Consider the following 16,610-nt stretch of genomic DNA (forward strand, 5'->3'; position numbering starts at 1 on the left):
CATTCCAGGCGCGGCGATCCGAGTGTCGCGCTCCGCCAAGGGCAAACAGATGCGCCAACTCCAACAGCTGATTCTGCTTTTCATCCTGGGCCTGCCGCTCGCGGTCGCCGCCGAACCGCTGAAGGTGTTTGTCAGCGTCCTGCCCGAACAAACCTTCGTCGAGCGCATCGGCGGCGCACAGGTCCAGGTCGAATCGCTGGTGAAACCCGGCGACAATCCGCATACCTTCGAGCCGACGCCGAGCCAGATATCCCGACTAGCCGATGCCGACCTCTATCTACGCATCGGAATGCCGTTTGAATCCGCCTGGATCGACCGCATTCGCGGGGTCAATCCCGATATCCGTATCTTGGACCTGAGCGCCAACATCAAGCGGCGCACCCTGGAAGCGCACGATCACGACGATGATGCGCATCATGACCATGACGAAGAGCACGAGCACGAGCACGAGCACGAGCACGAGCACGAGCACGAGCACGAGCACGAGCACGAGCACGAGGCATCCGAACCCGATCCACACATCTGGACAAGCCCAATTCTGGTCAAGCGCATGGGACAGGCGATCGCGGCGGTTCTGAGCGAGATGGATCCAAGCCATACCGCAAGCTATGCCGCCAATCTCGCTGCCTTCGAAGCCGATCTGGACGCGCTCGACCGCGACATCCGCGAGATTCTGAAACCCATTACGCAGCGTCGTTTCATGGTCTTCCACCCTGCCTGGGGCTACTTCGCCGATGCCTATGGGCTCACCCAAATCCCGATCGAGCATGAAGGCAAGGAGCCCGGCCCCCGAAGCCTGGCCGCGCTGATCGACCAGGCGCGCCACACGGGGACTCGGGTCATCTTCGTCCAGCCCCAGTTCAGCCGCCGCGCAGCCGAGCAGGTCGCCAACGCCATCGGCGGGCGTGTCGAGTCGATCGACAACCTGGCCCCCGACTATTTCGCCAACATGAGGCACGTCGCCCAAGTCATCGCCGACGCCCAGCGATAAACGCAAGCGCGTACCATGAACCGATGAATCCCAATCGCGCATTCGTCGGGCTCGACATCGGCACATCCGGTTGCCGGGCCGTGGCGATCGACGACCAGGGCAACGAGATAGCCCAGGCCAGCGCCGCCATACCGGAGCCGCTGCGTCCTCGGTCTGGCGCGGTCGAGCAGGATCCCGAATGCTGGTGGCGAGCCGTCTGCCAGGTGCTGCGAACACTCGCCGACCCGCTGAAGGACTGCCCGGCAGCAGCCATAGGTCTGGACGCCACCTCGGGCACCCTGCTCCTCGCGAACAGTTGCGGGCTGCCGCTCGGACCGGCGCTCATGTACGACGACCGCAGCGCGGTCAAGGCGGCCGAGCGGATCGCCGAATTCGCGCCAGCCGACTCGCCGGCCAGAGGCCCGGGATCCAGCCTCGCCAAGGTCCTGGCGCTGGTCGAGCGGACCGAACCAACCTCGGAAGCGCTCGCGCTCCATCAAGCGGACTGGATCATCGGCCGACTCACCGGCCACCATGGCCTCAGCGACTGGAACAATGCGCTGAAGCTGGGATACGAAACGGAGCGTCTGCTCTGGCCCGACTGGGTCCATGCATGCATCCCGAACGGCATCCGGCTACCCCAGGTCCTGGCGCCCGGAAGCCCCATCGGCACCCTGGATCCCGCCATCGCAGAAGAGATCGGTTTCCCGGCCACAACCCAGGTACTCGCCGGCACCACGGACAGTACGGCGGCCGTCATCGCGGCAGGAGCGGCGAACCCCGGCGATGCCGTGACCTCGCTCGGCAGCACCCTGGTGATCAAAATCCTCTCCGAACGCCCGGTGACCGCCAGCCGCTATGGGATCTACAGCCACCGCTTCGGAGATCATTGGCTGGTCGGCGGCGCCTCGAACAGCGGCGGACGGGTGCTGCGCCAGTTCTTCACCGACGCCGAGATCGCCGCGCTCAGCCAGCGGATCGATCCGGAGACGAACTCGGGTCTCGACTTCTATCCGCTACCCGGCCCAGGCGAACGCTTCCCGCATCAGGACCCCCATCTGCGTCCCCGGCTGAATCCGCGTCCCTCCGACCCCGCCCGATTTCTCCAAGGGCTCCTTGAAGGGATCGCCGCGATCGAGGCCGAGGGATACGCGCGTCTGGCCGAACTGGGCGCCCCCGCGCCCACCCGTATCCTCAGCGTCGGCGGAGGTGCCCGGAATCCAACCTGGACCCGTCTGCGAGCACGTCGACTGGGCATCCCGGTCATCGCCGCCCAGCACAGGGAGGCCGCCTTCGGCGCAGCCCGACTCGCACTCGACTCGACCGCCAAGCTCGAACTGGCCAGCCATTCGGATCCCACCTAGAATCGCGTGACCAGCAGTCAATCAGGAGACAGGGGCATGGCGGTTTCTTTCACTCTGGATCGGGCACGAATCGGGATTATCGGTCTTGGCTACGTAGGACTCCCGCTTGCCGTCGAATTCGGCAAGGTCTATCCGACGCTAGGCTTCGACATCAGCAAGCCCCGCGTGGACGAACTACGCTCCGGGCGAGATTCATCGCTGGAGGTGGAGCCGGCTGACCTGATCGCCGCCACCCAACTCAGCTACAGCCTGGATGCGCAGGACCTGGCGGACTGCAATTGCTATATCGTCACTGTCCCCACCCCCATCAACGAGCACAAGCAGCCTGACCTCACCCCGCTCGAATCGGCCAGCCGCACGCTCGGCGGCATCCTGTCCGCAGGCGATGTCGTCATCTTCGAATCGACCGTCTATCCGGGTGCGACTGAGGAGGTCTGTATCCCCATCATCGAGTCGATTTCGGGACTGGTCTACAACCAGGACTTCTTCGCCGGCTACAGCCCGGAGCGCATCAATCCGGGCGACCGCGCGCATCGTCTGCCGACCATCAAGAAGGTCACCTCCGGCTCGACACCCGAGGCCGCGCGCTTCGTCGACGCGCTCTATGCCTCCATCATCACCGCCGGCACCCATCTGGCGAGCAGCATCCGCGTCGCCGAAGCGGCCAAGGTGATCGAGAACACCCAGCGCGACCTCAATATCGCGCTCATCAACGAGCTGGCGCTCATCTTCAACCGCTTAGGCATCGACACCCAGGAGGTGCTGGAGGCGGCCGGGACCAAGTGGAACTTCCTGCCCTTCCGCCCTGGACTGGTCGGAGGACACTGCATCGGCGTCGATCCCTACTACCTGACCCACAAGGCGCAGCAGATCGGCTATAACCCCGAGATCATCCTCGCCGGGCGACGTCTGAACGACGGCATGGGCGCCTATGTCGCCGGACAGGTCATCAAACTGATGACGCGCCGAGGCCGTCTCGGACCTGACTCCCGCATCCTAATTCTGGGTCTGACCTTCAAGGAAAACTGCCCGGATCTGCGCAACACTCGGGTGGTCGACATCATTGCCGAACTTCAGGACTACGGCATCCGCTGCGACGTTCACGACCCTTGGGCCAACCCGGCCGAGGCCGAGCACGAATATGGCATTCGGCCGATCGCCGAGCCCCAGGAGGCCTGCTACGACGCCATCGTCCTGGCGGTCGCCCACCACCAGTTCGCCGAGATGGGCGTCGAGCGGGTCCGTGCCCTCGGCAAGACGGATGCGATACTCTACGACGTCAAACAGCTCTTCCAGCGCGACGCGGTCGACGGGCGCCTCTGATCCTTCGTGCAGAGCATTTCGAACCGAAAAGGCGCCAAGAGCGCAAAGACACCGAAAATCAGGTAGAGCCACTCGAATGGGTCATGGTTTGGCCGAGCGGCTCATGTCCTCTCATCATCCTTCGCGTCCTTTGCGGTTCATCGCCATATCCTTCGCGATCAAAATCTACGGAGTCTCCATGAAAGTCCTCGTAACCGGCAGTGCCGGATTCATCGGATCGGCCCTGTCGCTGCGCCTCTTGGAACGGGGTGATGAGGTCATCGGTGTCGACAACCTCAACGACTACTATGACGTCAACCTCAAGCTGGCGCGGCTCGCCCGCACCCAGGATCACCCGAATTTCACCGATGCCCGGATCGACATCGAGGACGAGCAGGCGCTGAGCGAACTGTTCGCCACCCACAAGCCGGATCGCGTGGTCAATCTGGCAGCCCAGGCCGGGGTGCGCTATTCGATCGAGAATCCCATGGCCTACGTCCGCACCAATCTGGTCGGATTCGCCAACATCCTGGAGGCCTGCCGCCACAACGGCGTCGAGCATCTGGCCTACGCCTCCAGCAGCTCGGTCTACGGCTCCAACACCGAGATGCCCTTCTCGGTCCACCATAACGTCGACCATCCTCTGAGCCTCTATGCCGCGAGCAAGAAGGCCAACGAGCTGATGGCTCACACCTACAGCCATCTCTATCGCCTGCCGACCACCGGACTGCGCTTCTTCACCGTCTACGGCCCCTGGGGCCGTCCGGACATGGCGCTGTTCAAGTTCACCCGCGCCATCCTCGCCGGCGAACCCATCCAGGTCTTCAACTACGGCAAGCACCGACGCGACTTCACCTATATCGACGACATCGTCGAGGGTGTCATCCGGGTGCTGGATCGAGTCCCCCAGGGCAACCCGGAGTGGTCGGGAGCGGTGCCCGACCCGGCGACCAGCCAGGCGCCCTATCGGGTCTACAACATCGGCAACAACGCACCGGTCGAGCTGATGGAATACATCCGGGTGCTGGAACAGAGCCTGGGCCGCAAGGCCGAGATGGAGATGCTTCCGCTGCAGCCAGGCGATGTCCCGGACACCTTCGCCGACGTCGAGGATCTGGTGCGCGACGTCGACTACCAGCCGAGCACCCAGGTCGCGGTTGGCGTAGCACGGTTCGTCGATTGGTACCGAGATTTCTACAAGGTCTGATCGTCTGCGGATCGATTTCCGACCCAAGGATTCCCCGGATGAAGCGACAGCCGAATCCGGGGACTACGGAACCGGCGACCGGAAAGCCACCGCCGAACGGCGCTCTCAGAAAGGCGCATCCTGGCGGGTCGTCACAGCACTCGGCTCGGTCGGACTGGATTCGGTCGCACTGGCCGCAGCCAGACTCGCCGCAGACAGGACGAACAGCTCGTCGAAGCGGGCGATCAACTGGCGCAGCTGCAGGGCCAGGATGGCGAACTCGGCATCCAGACGCATCGCCGGGTCCAGATCATCGTCGTCGAGCTCCTCCAGCAGCGAGTCGCCAACCCGCAGACGCTTGAGCGACAGATCCTCGGCCAGAGTGAAGCTCAGACGCTCGTCCCATTCGAGGGCCAGCTTGGTCGCCCGCTTGCCGGCACGCAAATGGTTCAGGATCTCCTCGCTCGCCAGATCCTGCTTGCTGCAGCGGATCACCCCGGCATTGTCTTCCGCATCGCGCAGCTCGCAGGAATCACCCGCAACGAAATCGTCGGGCGCGGAGTCTTCCAGCAGCCAGTTCGTCATGATGGAGGTCGGAGTCTTGCTCGGGGCGGGAAGTTTCGCGGGGAGCGACTCCAGAGTCTCGCGCAGCAATGACACGATATCCTCGGCCTGTTTCTCGCTCGCAGCGTCGACCACCAGCCAGCCGGCCTCGGTGTCCACATAGAGCTGGGTGCGGCGCGAACGGGTAAAGGCCCGAGGCAGCATCTCGTTGATGACCTGCTCGCGCAGACGTCGGCGCTCGGCACGACCGATATCGCGCGCCTCGCCGGACTCCAGCTCGGCGACACGCTCATCCAAAGCCTCGGCCACCGCAGCGGACGGCAGCAACCGCTCCTGCTTACGCGCGCACATCAGGAAACAGCCGCCCACCGCATGCACCAACGCGGAGGTTTCCTCGCCGAGCGGCGAGGCCCAGCCCATCGTCGCTGTCTCGATGGGACCGCAGGGGCGGAAGCGCCGGGTCGCCAGACGCTCCTCCAGTTCGGTGGCATCCAGGCCGAAGGAGGTATCCAGACGGAAGAATCGAGCGTTCTTGAACATGGTCAGCCCCTGTCGAAAAAGGGCCGGAGTATGCCCGACTCGGCGCGAACTGCAAGGGGAAGTCGATCGAGCGCCCGCTCAATGCCGCACGAAACTCAGCGATCCAGCATCCGACGCAGCTCGATCTCCAGGGATTCGACCATGTCCGCCAGCTCGGCTGCCTGAGCGAAGGCGGCCTCCTGCCCCGCTTTGGCGGACCGTTCGGTCAAGGCGGCCTGCTCGACAATCCGGGCCGCCTCCAAATTGGCCGCCGTACCCTTGATGGAATGGGCGACGAAATCGATCTCGCCGAGATTTCCCGACGCGATTGCGGCGCGCAAGCGTCCGGGCGACTCGACAGTGACGCTCAGGGAGACACGAATCAGTTTCTCGACGAAGCCAGGCCGGCCCTCGAACCGGCGTGTCAGCCTATCCCAGTCGACACAGGCGCGCCCTGAGTCAAGCACGCATCCAGCTTCCGAATCCGGCATGCCTGCATCTTCCTGCTCGATCGCTCTGTCCGGCTGGGTCCGCGCGACATGGCCTAAAATAGCGGCCACAAGCGCATCCGGCTCGATTGGCTTGGAGACATGATCCACCATGCCGGCGCTCATGCACTTGGCACGCTCTTCGGGCAAGGCGTGTGCAGTCAGGGCAATCACCGGCAGATCGGGGGCCAGCGCGTGGATCCGACGGGTCGCCTCGTAGCCGTCCATCTCGGGCATCTGCACATCCATCAGCACCAGATCGAACCCTTGAGGTCCAGCCTTTCTCACGGATTCAACCGCCAGGCGACCGTTCTCGACCAATCGGCACCGAGCCCCCTCGTGCTCCAACAGATCCTCCAGGATCACCCTGTTCAGCTCCACGTCCTCGGCCGCGAGCACATGAATTCCGGCGAGCCGGCGTCCGGCCATTTCCGATTCGAACTTCGTCCGATCTTGAACTGGCTCGGCGATCGGCAACGACAGGCTCAACGTAAAGCGGCTCCCCTGACCCGGGGCACTCTCCACCAAGATTTCGCCCCCCATGAGCCGCGCCAGATTGCGGCTGATCGCAAGCCCCAGCCCGGTGCCGCCAAATCGGCGAGTGGTCGAGCCATCCGCCTGCTCGAACGGCGTGAAGAGACGTGCAATCTGTTCATCGCGCATCCCGACCCCCGTGTCCGTCACGTTGAATCGAATACAGGGACCGGCCACCTCAACGCGCAGACACACCTCGCCCCGCTCGGTGAATTTGACGGCATTGGAGAGCAGATTGACCAGAATTTGCCGCAGCCGTTGGGCATCGCCCATGACCCAACCGGGCAGATCGGGTGAGCACTCGATACGGTAATCCAACCCCTTGTCGCGTGCCACGCCGACTTGCAGATCCGCAGCTTTGGAGATTAGATCGACCAGCCGAAAGGCGTGAGACTCGAGCACGAAACGCCCTGCTTCGATCTTGGAATAATCCAGGATGTCGTTGATGACGCCAAGCAGATGCTCGCCGGCCATCAGGATACGCTCGAAGGTCGACCGAACCTTGAGGCCGAGGCTATCGCGCGCCCCGATTCGGGCCAACCCCAGAACCGCGTTGAGCGGGGTTCTGATCTCATGACTCATGTTGGCGAGGAACGCGCTCTTGATCCGCGCCAGGCGCTCGGCCTCGTTGCGCGCGGCGGCCAGTTCTGAGGTGCGGACCTCGACCAGCTCTTCCAAATGCAACCGATACTGCTCCAGCTCCGCGACCAAATGCTTCTGGTCCGTCACATCCATGTTGATACCGAACAGCCGCGGCAGACCCGAAGCGTCTCGCACCAGATGCCCCTTGGTGAAGATCCAACGCACCTCGCCATGCTCACGAAAGATACGGAACTCATCCTCGAAGAAGGGACTGGCGTCCGGATTCGCTAGCCAGCCCGAACGCAGACGCTTGAAATCCTCGGGATGCAGACAGGCGCCCCAATCGTCGATCCTGGAGAAACTATCCGGTGGCAAACCATAGAGCCTGTGGCACTCGGGCGAGCAATAGAGCCGATCCTCGGCCGGATCCCACTCCCAGATCCCAACCTGCGCCCCCTCCTGCGCCAACAGCAGACGCTGCTCGCTCTCGCGCAGCGACGCGAAGGCAGTCTCGGCCCGCTCGCGAGCGGCGATGGCCTCCTCCATCAAGCTGAGAGCGGCGATCTGAGCGCGTCGCTGTTCCTCGAGCGCCGCCGTTTGCTGCTCGAACAAGACGCGGTTGGCCCTCTTGCGCTCGCCGATATCGCGGATGAACACGAAGAGCCGGCCACCGGACGCAGGACTGAATGAGACGCTGACCTCCACCGGCCAAACCACCCCATCCTTGGTCCGGTGGCGGGACTCGAAGAGATCGTGACCAGAACGCTTGATGCGTGCGATACGCGGCGCGACATGTTCGGAGGTTTCCATCGCCTCAAGGTCGGCGACCCGCATCCCGAGCATTTCCTCGCGCCCATAGCCGGACCGCTTCAGATAGGCATCATTCGTCGCCAGGATGCGCCCCTCGGGATCGAGCATCCAGAAACCGTCGATTGACGTCGCGATCATGGCCTCGTAATGCAGGGTCTGCTCGGCCAGGGCGAGCTCGGCCTGCTTGCGGAAGGTGACGTCCTGCAAGGTGCCGCGCAGCGCCACGACCTCGCCCGAGCCATTGCGCAACGCCTCTCCGCGCATCGTAGCCCAACGCTGGTCGCCGTCGTGACACAGGATGCGCAGATCGCATTCGCATGCGACCCCTTCCACACGCACGCGCCTTAGCGCTTCGGAAAGAACGCCCCAACTCTCTGGATCGAAGAGATGCCGGAGCTCCACCAGCCGGGGTGCCGGAGAGGTCGGATCGAGCCCGCAGATCTCGTAAATCTCTTCGGACCAGACTGGATGCTTCCGATCCAGACTCCAGTGCCAATGGCCCAATCGAGCCAATCGCTTGGCCTCCCTCAGGTTCGACTCGCTCTCCCTGAGCGCGGCATCGCTCTGCTGGCGTGCCTGCAACCAGAGATGTTGGCGACGCACCGCCAGAATCACGATGCCGATCGTAATCATCAAGGCCAGAACCGCACCGGTCAGGGTAACGACGAAATTACGCTCGATCAGCCCATTGAGCGCGACCATGCCTTGCTCAACGGCCGCATCGGACTCCTCGGCCCGGCGCTCTAAATCACCATAGGCAACCCGTAGCGCGACCATGCGCGATGGATCGGGGGACGGATCCAGACGCCAACGATCCAGCAGATGCTCGAACTCGGAGGCGGCACGCTCGAAGGACTCCAAGGAATCTGTCGACGCGCTCCCGCGCGCCGCGAGTGCCCGTTCGAATGAGTCGATCGACTGATGCAGCAAGACGATCCCGGCATCGCGACTGAAAGGGGCGCCGGGACTGCCGGACAGGGACACCTGCAGAAAGCCCTTAGCGAGATCGATCTGGGCCTGACGCATCTCAGCGAGGCCCTGCACGACGCGCTGCATAGCCAGACGATGTTCCCAGTGCTGCCAAAAGAGAAGCACGCAGACCCCGATGGAGAGCAGAACCACAATAGGCACCGATCGGCTAAGACCGGCAGCAAAGGGTCTTGAGTGATTCGGTATCATCGGCGCGAATGAACCTCCGTATTCTGGAAACCGAATCCAAGCAGTAGACGACGATGGGCCTCGCTACCGATAAAAAAACGCTGCGCGGCATTCCAGGCCGAAACAAGCGCCCGATCCTCGAGTCTGAAGGCGAAGGCACCGACGCCATACGTATCTCCGAGCGCCAGAGTGGCGTCCTCGGCAGGAATGCACAATTGAGTCAGCCCCAATCGATGCGCGTTGGTCATCCAGCGCAACGTCGGCGCAGAAAGCATCAGGGCATCCGCAAAACCCGATTCGACGGCAACCCGTCCGGTGAGCGCATCCGGAACCCGGACGAGACGTTCCGGATCGACACCCAGTCGCTGAGACAACGACTCTTCCACCGAACCCGAGAGAACGGCCAGTCGCACGCTAGGGTCCTCGGCGATCTGACGAAATGAGTGCAGCCCGCGCGGATTGCCCTTGTAGACCAACAGATCAGGATGAACACGGAAGGTTGGGGTGGAAAACCGCACCCGACGCGCACGCTCCGGGGTGAAAAAGAGTCCGGCCGCGATCACATCAATCCGCCCGGCCTCCAACTCCGGGATCAGACTGCCGAACTCCATCTGACGCCATTGGATACGGCCGATACCCAGCGAATCCACGATCCGCTTCGCCACCTCGGGCGACTCTCCGGTGACCCGCCCGCGCGCGTCGATGAAGGCATAGGGCGGCTCGATGGCGTAACCGATACGGATGACGCCCGAACCGCGCAGACGCGACAGTGAGTCATCGCGTAGATAGGCGGCTCCGAGAAACACCAGGATGACGACCGCAGCCAGCAGGATCGCACACCAGACCCGTCCGTTCGTACTCACGCCACGACCTCGTCAGCATCGTGCGCCCGAGCGGCGGTTTTCTGGCCGATGGAGACCGGCACTCCCGTTGCTTCACCCAACGCGTCGCGACCAGAGATAACCATCGAATGCGAACCCTCGCGATGCCATCCAGAAGACTGCAGGATGTCAATATCGATCCCTACGTTCTACAAATGTAGCGTCAAACAGGGCCTCGAACCTGTGATGGCCTTGATATACCCGTCACACGCCAAAGACCTCCCCCCGCCCGATTCGCGGGCCACCGGGAGTTTCGCTAAAATGACCCCATCTTTCGCCATTGACCGGCCCCACGTGAACGATCTCCCCCTACCCGGACTCTTCTTCGCACTCTTCATACTCATCAACCTTTCGGCCTTTTTCTCTGGCTCGGAAACTGCGCTCCTGACCATCAACCGCTACAAGCTGCGGCACATGGCCGATCAGGGACACCGAGGAGCACGCATCGCCCGCCGACTGCTCGAACGCCCCGACCGGCTGATCGGGCTCATTCTGCTGGGAAACAACTTCGTCAACATCATGGCCTCCTCGTTGGCCACCATCATCGCCATCCGTCTCGGCGGTGAGGCGGCGATCGGCATCGCCGCAGGCCTGCTGACGCTCGTCATTCTCATCTTTGCCGAGGTGGCGCCGAAAACCTATGCCACGCTCCACCCAGAGCGTCTCGCCTTTCCGGCAGCCTATCTCTATCGGCCGCTGCTCAAGCTGCTCTACCCTATCGTTTGGTCCGTGAACTTTTTCACCAACGGGCTGCTACGCATGGTCGGTATCGTCCCGGAGGGCGCGCCGCCGACGGATCTGAGCCGAGAGGAGCTGCGCACCGTGGTCAGCGAGGCCGGTGCCATGATCCCGGAGCGCAGCCGTTCCATGCTGCTGGCGATCCTCGATCTGGAGCACGCGACCGTGCGAGACATCATGATCCCGCGCAACGAGGTCGAGGGCATCGACATCCAGGACGACGAAGAGGACATCATCAAGACGATCCGCAACGCGGGGTATACGCGTCTACCACTCTATGACGGCAGCATAGACAACGTCATCGGCATCTTCCACGCCCGCCACGCACTGCATGCGCTGCTGGAGAAGGGCCTGAGCAAGGAGCATCTGCGCAATTTGGCGCAGGAACCCTACTACGTGCCGGAGGGAACGCCGCTCTACCAGCAGCTGCTCAACTTCCAGCGCGGACGCCAGCAGATCGGACTGGTCGTGGACGAATATGGGGACTGTCTCGGACTCATCACCCTGACCGACCTCCTGGAGGAGATCGTCGGCGAGTTCACCACCGACCCCTCGGACCACACCGAAGAGATTCACCGCACCGAGGACGGCAGCCTCTTGGTCGACAGCAGCATCAGTCTGCGCGCGCTCAATCGGGCGCTACGCTGGGAGCTGCCGACCACCGGACCCAAGACGCTCAACGGACTCATCCTGGAATATCTGGAGACCATCCCTGAAACCGGCACCAGCCTCAAGCTGCACGACCATCCGATCGAGATCATCCAGACCTCGGACAACGCCGTGAAGACCGTCAAGATCATCCCGCGCCCCGTGCGCAAGGTAAGGCGCTGAGTTGGGGAGAGAGCCGCCAGCCGCCAGCCGCCAGCCGCCAGCCGCCAGCCGCCAGCCGCCAGCCGCCAGCGGAGAGTGTGCTGGAGTTGGGTGCGTCAGTCCCGGGCAATCGGTTGAAACCGACCTGCTCCTTGCCATTCAATCGTCAAGATACGGCGTCTAGCGCCTCGGCTAGGGTCCGCACGGCGGTGATCTCCAACCCCTCGACTCCCTCCTTGGGCACGTTGCCCTTGGGGACCACGGCCCGGCGGATGCCGTGCTTGACCGCCTCGCGCAGCCGGTCCGGACCGTTCGGCACCGGACGCACCTCGCCCGAGAGCCCCACCTCGCCGAAGACGGCCAGATCCAGCGGCAGCGGACGATCGCGATAACTCGACAGCACGGCCATGATGACCGGTAGATCGGCGGCGGTCTCGGCAATGCGCACGCCGCCGACGACGTTGACGAAGACGTCCTGATTGAACATCCCCACCCCGCCATGACGGTGCAGCACGGCCAGCAGCATCGACAACCGATTCTGATCCAACCCCAGCGCGACCCGGCGTGGATTGGCCAGCGGGCTCTCGTCGACCAGCGCCTGGACCTCGACCAACAGCGGCCGGGTCCCCTCGCGGGTGACCATGACCAGGCTCCCGGAGACCGGCGTGTCGTGACGCGAGAGAAAGATGGCGGATGGATTCTTGACCTCGCGCAGACCCTGATCGCCCATGGAAAAGACGCCCAGTTCGTTGACCGCGCCGAAACGGTTCTTGATCGAGCGTACGATGCGAAATGGACCGCCGTGCTCACCCTCGAAATAGAGCACTGTATCGACCATGTGCTCCAATACGCGCGGTCCGGCCAGCGATCCGTCCTTGGTCACGTGCCCGACCAGGAACACGACGGTTTCCTGCTGCTTGGCGAAGCGCACCAGCTGGGCTGCGGCCTCGCGCACCTGGGAAACCGAGCCCGGCGCAGACTGGAGCGCATCGGTGAAGAGTGTCTGAATCGAGTCCACGACCATGACGCGCGGACGCTCCCGAACCGCCTGTGCCAGTATCTGTTCGACGCAGGTCTCGGCCAACAGCCGGATACCACCACCGGAGAGACCCAGGCGGTGCGCGCGCAAACCAATCTGTTGCGGCGATTCCTCGCCGCTGACATAGAGGACGGACTGATCGCTCGCGAGCGCAGCGCAAGCCTGGAGCAGAAGGGTCGATTTGCCGATCCCCGGATCGCCGCCGAGCAGCACCACTGACCCCGTCACCAGGCCACCGCCCAGCACCCGGTCCAGCTCGCCGATCCCGCTCAGGATGCGCGTGCGTTCCTCTGGGCTGACCTCGGCCAGAACCTCGACCTTCGAGTCGATGACGACACCGGCATAACCACCGCCGCGATCCGAGGGACGACGCCGGATCTCGGCCGCCTCGGTCAGACTGTTCCAGGCACCGCAATCCGGGCACTGGCCAGCCCACTTGGGCTGACGCGCGCCGCAGGCATTGCAGACATAGGAGGTTCGGGTCTTGGTGGCGGCCATGGTCGTAATTACCTCTGGCCCATCGATGCGAACCACAACGACGCCAAAGACACCTTGATGCTTCGATCGGTCCGCGGCCGCACCGACCAGCACTCGCCTCCCATCAACATGGCTGGGGCACCACCTCAAGCTCGATCAGACCCTTGAGATTGACCATCATACGTTCGGAGGTCTCCTGGATCGCGCGTCGGACCATGCCCTCGAATGGTCGCAACGCACCGCTCAGATGCTCCAGCTCGAAGGTGAAGGCGATCTGGGTGCCACAGTCCAAAGGCTCGAAGCGATAGTCGATCAGATAGGAATCCGTGATCCCCTTGAAGGTGATCCGGCGGCCCGCCTCGAAGGTGGTGACACGAAACTGGCTATCGCTGCGTCGTCCGCGATCGAAGCGGATCTGACGACCGATCCAGCCGACCTGCATTGGCCCCTCGGTCACCGCCTCCAAGGAGCGGACCTCGGGCGACCAGCGTGGATAGTTACGCAGAAAATCCTCGGCGACGAACTGGAACACCAGCTCCGGTGGACGTGCGACATAGGTTTCCGCTTGGCTCGTCAACATGCGTTCTCATTCTCCCAGCAGCTGGCGTTTGGCTGCGTTGATCTTGGCTGCAAGATAATCGGATCCACCCCGGTCGGGGTGCAATCGCTGCATCAACCGTCGATGGGCAGCGCGGATGGTCTCGACCTCGGCGCCCGGCTCGACGCCCAGGATGGATCGGGCCTCGACGTCCGTCATACGTCCGTCACGACTCGACGAGGAACCGCCGGCGGATTGTTGCCCGGCACCGGCACCAGCAGCGGCCTCGCCGTTCGCCCAAGCCCCCAATCCCAGGCCGTTCAGCAGCTCGCGCAGCCCGGACACCGTGCGCAGCAGATAGACCACGCGCATCAGCGCCGGAACGGCTGCGGCCACGGCGGCGAGCAACGGATTCAGATGACCGAAAAGCACCGCGATCACCAGCAGTCCGAGGCCGCCCCACAACAGTGACTGGCGCAGCAGACGTCTGCGTCGCTCGATCGGCATGCGACGCCAGGCCTGGAACACGAAGAACATGACGGCGACCAGGATGAGCAGAATCAATACACGTGACATGGAGAGAATTCCTGAAAACCGTAACGCAAGGATTTGGACATCGAATCAGGCCGCGTCTTGAAGCGCGCCCAGGCGCACCGGATCACGGCCCAGCGGATGCCCCATGATCCAGAGACTGGGATGCGTCCGCCGAGTTCATCTCGAAGAACGCCCGCACATCCTCGATTTTGCGGGTGCGCGCCATCGGCGGCAGGCTGTCGAGAAAGGTGTAGCCGTAGGAGCGCGACAAGAGACGCGGATCGCAGACCACCAGCACGCCGCGATCCTCCACGCCACGAATGAGACGCCCTGCCCCCTGTTTGAGCGCGATCACCGCGCGCGGCAGCTGATAGTCGCGGAACGGATTGCCGCCGCGCTGACGCAACGCGTCGATGCGAGCCGAGAGCACCGGATCTCCCGGAGAAGCGAAAGGCAGACGATCGATCAGCACGCAGGATAGTGCCTCGCCGCGTACGTCCACCCCTTCCCAGAAGCTGGAGCTGCCGAGTAGCACCGCATTGCCGAGGGAGCGAAAGCGCTCCAGCAGCTCGGCGCGCGGCGCCGCCCCCTGGACCAGGATTGGATAGGGAATGCGCCCCTCCAACCCCTTCGCCGTCTCGCGCAACGCGCGGTGGCTGGTGAAGAGCAGAAAGGCGCGACCACGGCTGTAACCGATGATCTCGCAGGCCAGCTCCAGCACCTGGCGATTGTAGTCCGGCTCCGAGGGCTGAGGCAGACCGCGCGGAACGAACCAGAGCGCCTGGGTCGGATAGTCGAATGGACTGTCCCAGCGCGCAGTTTCAGCGTCCTGGATACCGAGCTGATGCGAGAAGTGCTCGAACCCCTTCCCCACCGCCAGAGTCGCCGAAGTAAAAATCCAGGCGCTGTCGTCGCGCCCGATCTGGTCGCGAAAGAGCTCCGCAACCTCCAATGGCGTCTGATGGAAGCGAAATCCGCGCCCCTGGATCTCGAACCAGCGCACCGCGTTCTCGGACTCGGGTGCGGTGAGGACATGCAGTCGTCCGAGCAAATCATTGGAACGCGCCTGGCAGGCATCGAGCCCCTTGTCGCGCCCGGCCAGTGCCTTGAGCCCATCGGCAAGGGCCGCGAGACGCCGATCCAAGGTCTCCAGCGCCCGCTTGATCGCCGGATTCTCGCCCAGTTCGCGCCAGGGACCACGTCGCTCGGAGTCGCCCAATTCCAGGCGCGCATCCTGAAGCACTCGCTTCAGACGCGCGATCCGTTCGATCAGATCCGGGGCATCCGATGCGACACGGTGGGCCTCCAACTCGGTGTCGCGGATCAGATCCATGAGCTGGCGGCTACTGAGCGAGACACCGAAGAAGTTCGAGGCGGTTCCTGGAAGCTGGTGAGCCTCATCGATGACGAAGCAATCGGCGCCGGGCAGGATCTCGCCGAACCCCTCATCCTTGAGCGCCAGGTCGGCGCAGAACAGATGGTGGTTCACCACCACCAGATCGGCGGATTGGGCCTCGCGCCGCGCGGCCACCAGATGGCAGTCCTGCAAATCGGCGCACTCCTGACCGAGACAGTTGTCGCTGCTGGAGGTCACATGAGGCCAAATGGACGCATCCTCGGGGATGCCCAGCTCGACGATATCGCCGCACCGGGTCGCTTTGGACCAGCGGGCCACCTCATTGAGCTGGGCGCGCTGATCGGCGTCCAGCGCAGCGGGATCGTCCAGCACCAGCTTAAGACGATAGCGGCACAGGTAATTTCCCCGCCCCTTGAGCAAGGCGATGGACAGCGGGCGCCCCAGCACCTTGCGGATCAGGGGCAGGTCGCGATGGAAGAGCTGGTCCTGCAGATTGCGGGTGCCGGTGGAGACGATGACCTTACGCCCCGAAAGCAGCGCCGGAACCAGATAGGCAAAGGTCTTACCCGTTCCGGTCCCGGCCTCGCAGATGAGCACACCTCCGCTGTCCATGACGGCGGCAATCCGCTCGGACATCGCCTGCTGCTGCTCGCGGTAGACAAAACCGGGGATCTGGCTCGCCAGCAGACCCTCCGGGCCGAAAACATGGGATAGGTCTGACATTGAGTCTGTAACGGATCGATCGAGGTCGCGCGCCAG

Annotated in this window: 12 protein-coding genes; 5 read left to right on the plus strand and 7 right to left on the minus strand. The window is 63.6% G+C overall.

The window, feature by feature from the left end:
* Window positions 1–49: 49 nt before the first annotated feature.
* From THIDRDRAFT_RS14215 to THIDRDRAFT_RS14230, 4 genes are all read left to right on the plus strand, one after another.
* A complete protein-coding gene (locus THIDRDRAFT_RS14215; protein ID WP_007041559.1) occupies window positions 50–991 on the plus strand; it encodes a metal ABC transporter solute-binding protein, Zn/Mn family in 942 nt (313 codons plus the stop codon).
* A gap of 23 nt (window positions 992–1,014) precedes the next feature.
* Window positions 1,015–2,334, plus strand: coding sequence for an FGGY-family carbohydrate kinase (locus THIDRDRAFT_RS14220; protein WP_007041560.1), 1,320 nt, complete (start codon window positions 1,015–1,017; stop codon window positions 2,332–2,334).
* A 36-nt stretch (window positions 2,335–2,370) separates the two neighbouring features.
* Window positions 2,371–3,657, plus strand: a complete 1,287-nt coding sequence (gene tviB / locus THIDRDRAFT_RS14225) for a Vi polysaccharide biosynthesis UDP-N-acetylglucosamine C-6 dehydrogenase TviB (protein WP_007041561.1) — start codon at window positions 2,371–2,373, stop codon at window positions 3,655–3,657.
* Between the two features lie 178 nt (window positions 3,658–3,835).
* Window positions 3,836–4,843, plus strand: coding sequence for an NAD-dependent epimerase (locus tag THIDRDRAFT_RS14230; protein WP_040844954.1), 1,008 nt, complete (start codon window positions 3,836–3,838; stop codon window positions 4,841–4,843).
* A gap of 105 nt (window positions 4,844–4,948) precedes the next feature.
* Here the strand turns inward: THIDRDRAFT_RS14230 and THIDRDRAFT_RS14235 are convergent, their stop codons facing one another.
* The 3 genes from THIDRDRAFT_RS14235 to ehuB all read right to left on the minus strand — a co-directional run bounded on the left by THIDRDRAFT_RS14235 (window position 4,949) and on the right by ehuB (window position 10,340).
* The gene (locus THIDRDRAFT_RS14235) at window positions 4,949–5,926 is read right to left on the minus strand and encodes a recombination-associated protein RdgC (protein WP_007041563.1); all 978 of its coding nucleotides are present in this window, start codon (window positions 5,924–5,926) and stop codon (window positions 4,949–4,951) included.
* A gap of 95 nt (window positions 5,927–6,021) precedes the next feature.
* Window positions 6,022–9,450, minus strand: a complete 3,429-nt coding sequence (locus tag THIDRDRAFT_RS23875) for a PAS domain S-box protein (protein WP_159105417.1) — start codon at window positions 9,448–9,450, stop codon at window positions 6,022–6,024.
* Window positions 9,451–9,494: 44 nt separating this feature from the next.
* Window positions 9,495–10,340: an ectoine/hydroxyectoine ABC transporter substrate-binding protein EhuB gene (gene ehuB, locus THIDRDRAFT_RS14245; RefSeq protein ID WP_007041565.1), complete on the minus strand. Its 846-nt coding sequence runs from the start codon at window positions 10,338–10,340 to the stop codon at window positions 9,495–9,497.
* A 312-nt stretch (window positions 10,341–10,652) separates the two neighbouring features.
* On the opposite strand from ehuB, the gene THIDRDRAFT_RS14250 reads away from it, so the two are divergent.
* Window positions 10,653–11,927 (plus strand): HlyC/CorC family transporter, encoded by a 1,275-nt coding sequence (locus tag THIDRDRAFT_RS14250; protein ID WP_040844959.1) that lies wholly within the window; start codon window positions 10,653–10,655, stop codon window positions 11,925–11,927.
* Between the two features lie 145 nt (window positions 11,928–12,072).
* On the opposite strand, the gene radA is transcribed toward THIDRDRAFT_RS14250, so the two are convergent.
* The 4 genes from radA to yoaA all read right to left on the minus strand — a co-directional run bounded on the left by radA (window position 12,073) and on the right by yoaA (window position 16,574).
* A complete protein-coding gene (radA, locus tag THIDRDRAFT_RS14255; RefSeq protein WP_007041567.1) occupies window positions 12,073–13,443 on the minus strand; it encodes a DNA repair protein RadA in 1,371 nt (456 codons plus the stop codon).
* Window positions 13,444–13,546: 103 nt separating this feature from the next.
* Window positions 13,547–14,002: an SRPBCC family protein gene (locus THIDRDRAFT_RS14260; protein WP_007041568.1), complete on the minus strand. Its 456-nt coding sequence runs from the start codon at window positions 14,000–14,002 to the stop codon at window positions 13,547–13,549.
* Between the two features lie 6 nt (window positions 14,003–14,008).
* Window positions 14,009–14,536 carry a J domain-containing protein gene (locus THIDRDRAFT_RS14265; RefSeq protein ID WP_007041569.1) on the minus strand — a complete coding sequence of 176 codons (528 nt, stop codon included), beginning with the start codon at window positions 14,534–14,536 and terminating at the stop codon, window positions 14,009–14,011.
* Window positions 14,537–14,618: 82 nt separating this feature from the next.
* Window positions 14,619–16,574, minus strand: coding sequence for a DNA repair helicase YoaA (gene yoaA / locus THIDRDRAFT_RS14270; protein ID WP_007041570.1), 1,956 nt, complete (start codon window positions 16,572–16,574; stop codon window positions 14,619–14,621).
* Window positions 16,575–16,610: the final 36 nt, after the last annotated feature.

It is taken from the genome of Thiorhodococcus drewsii AZ1 (assembly GCF_000224065.1).
Classification (GTDB): Bacteria; Pseudomonadota; Gammaproteobacteria; order Chromatiales; family Chromatiaceae; genus Imhoffiella; species Imhoffiella drewsii.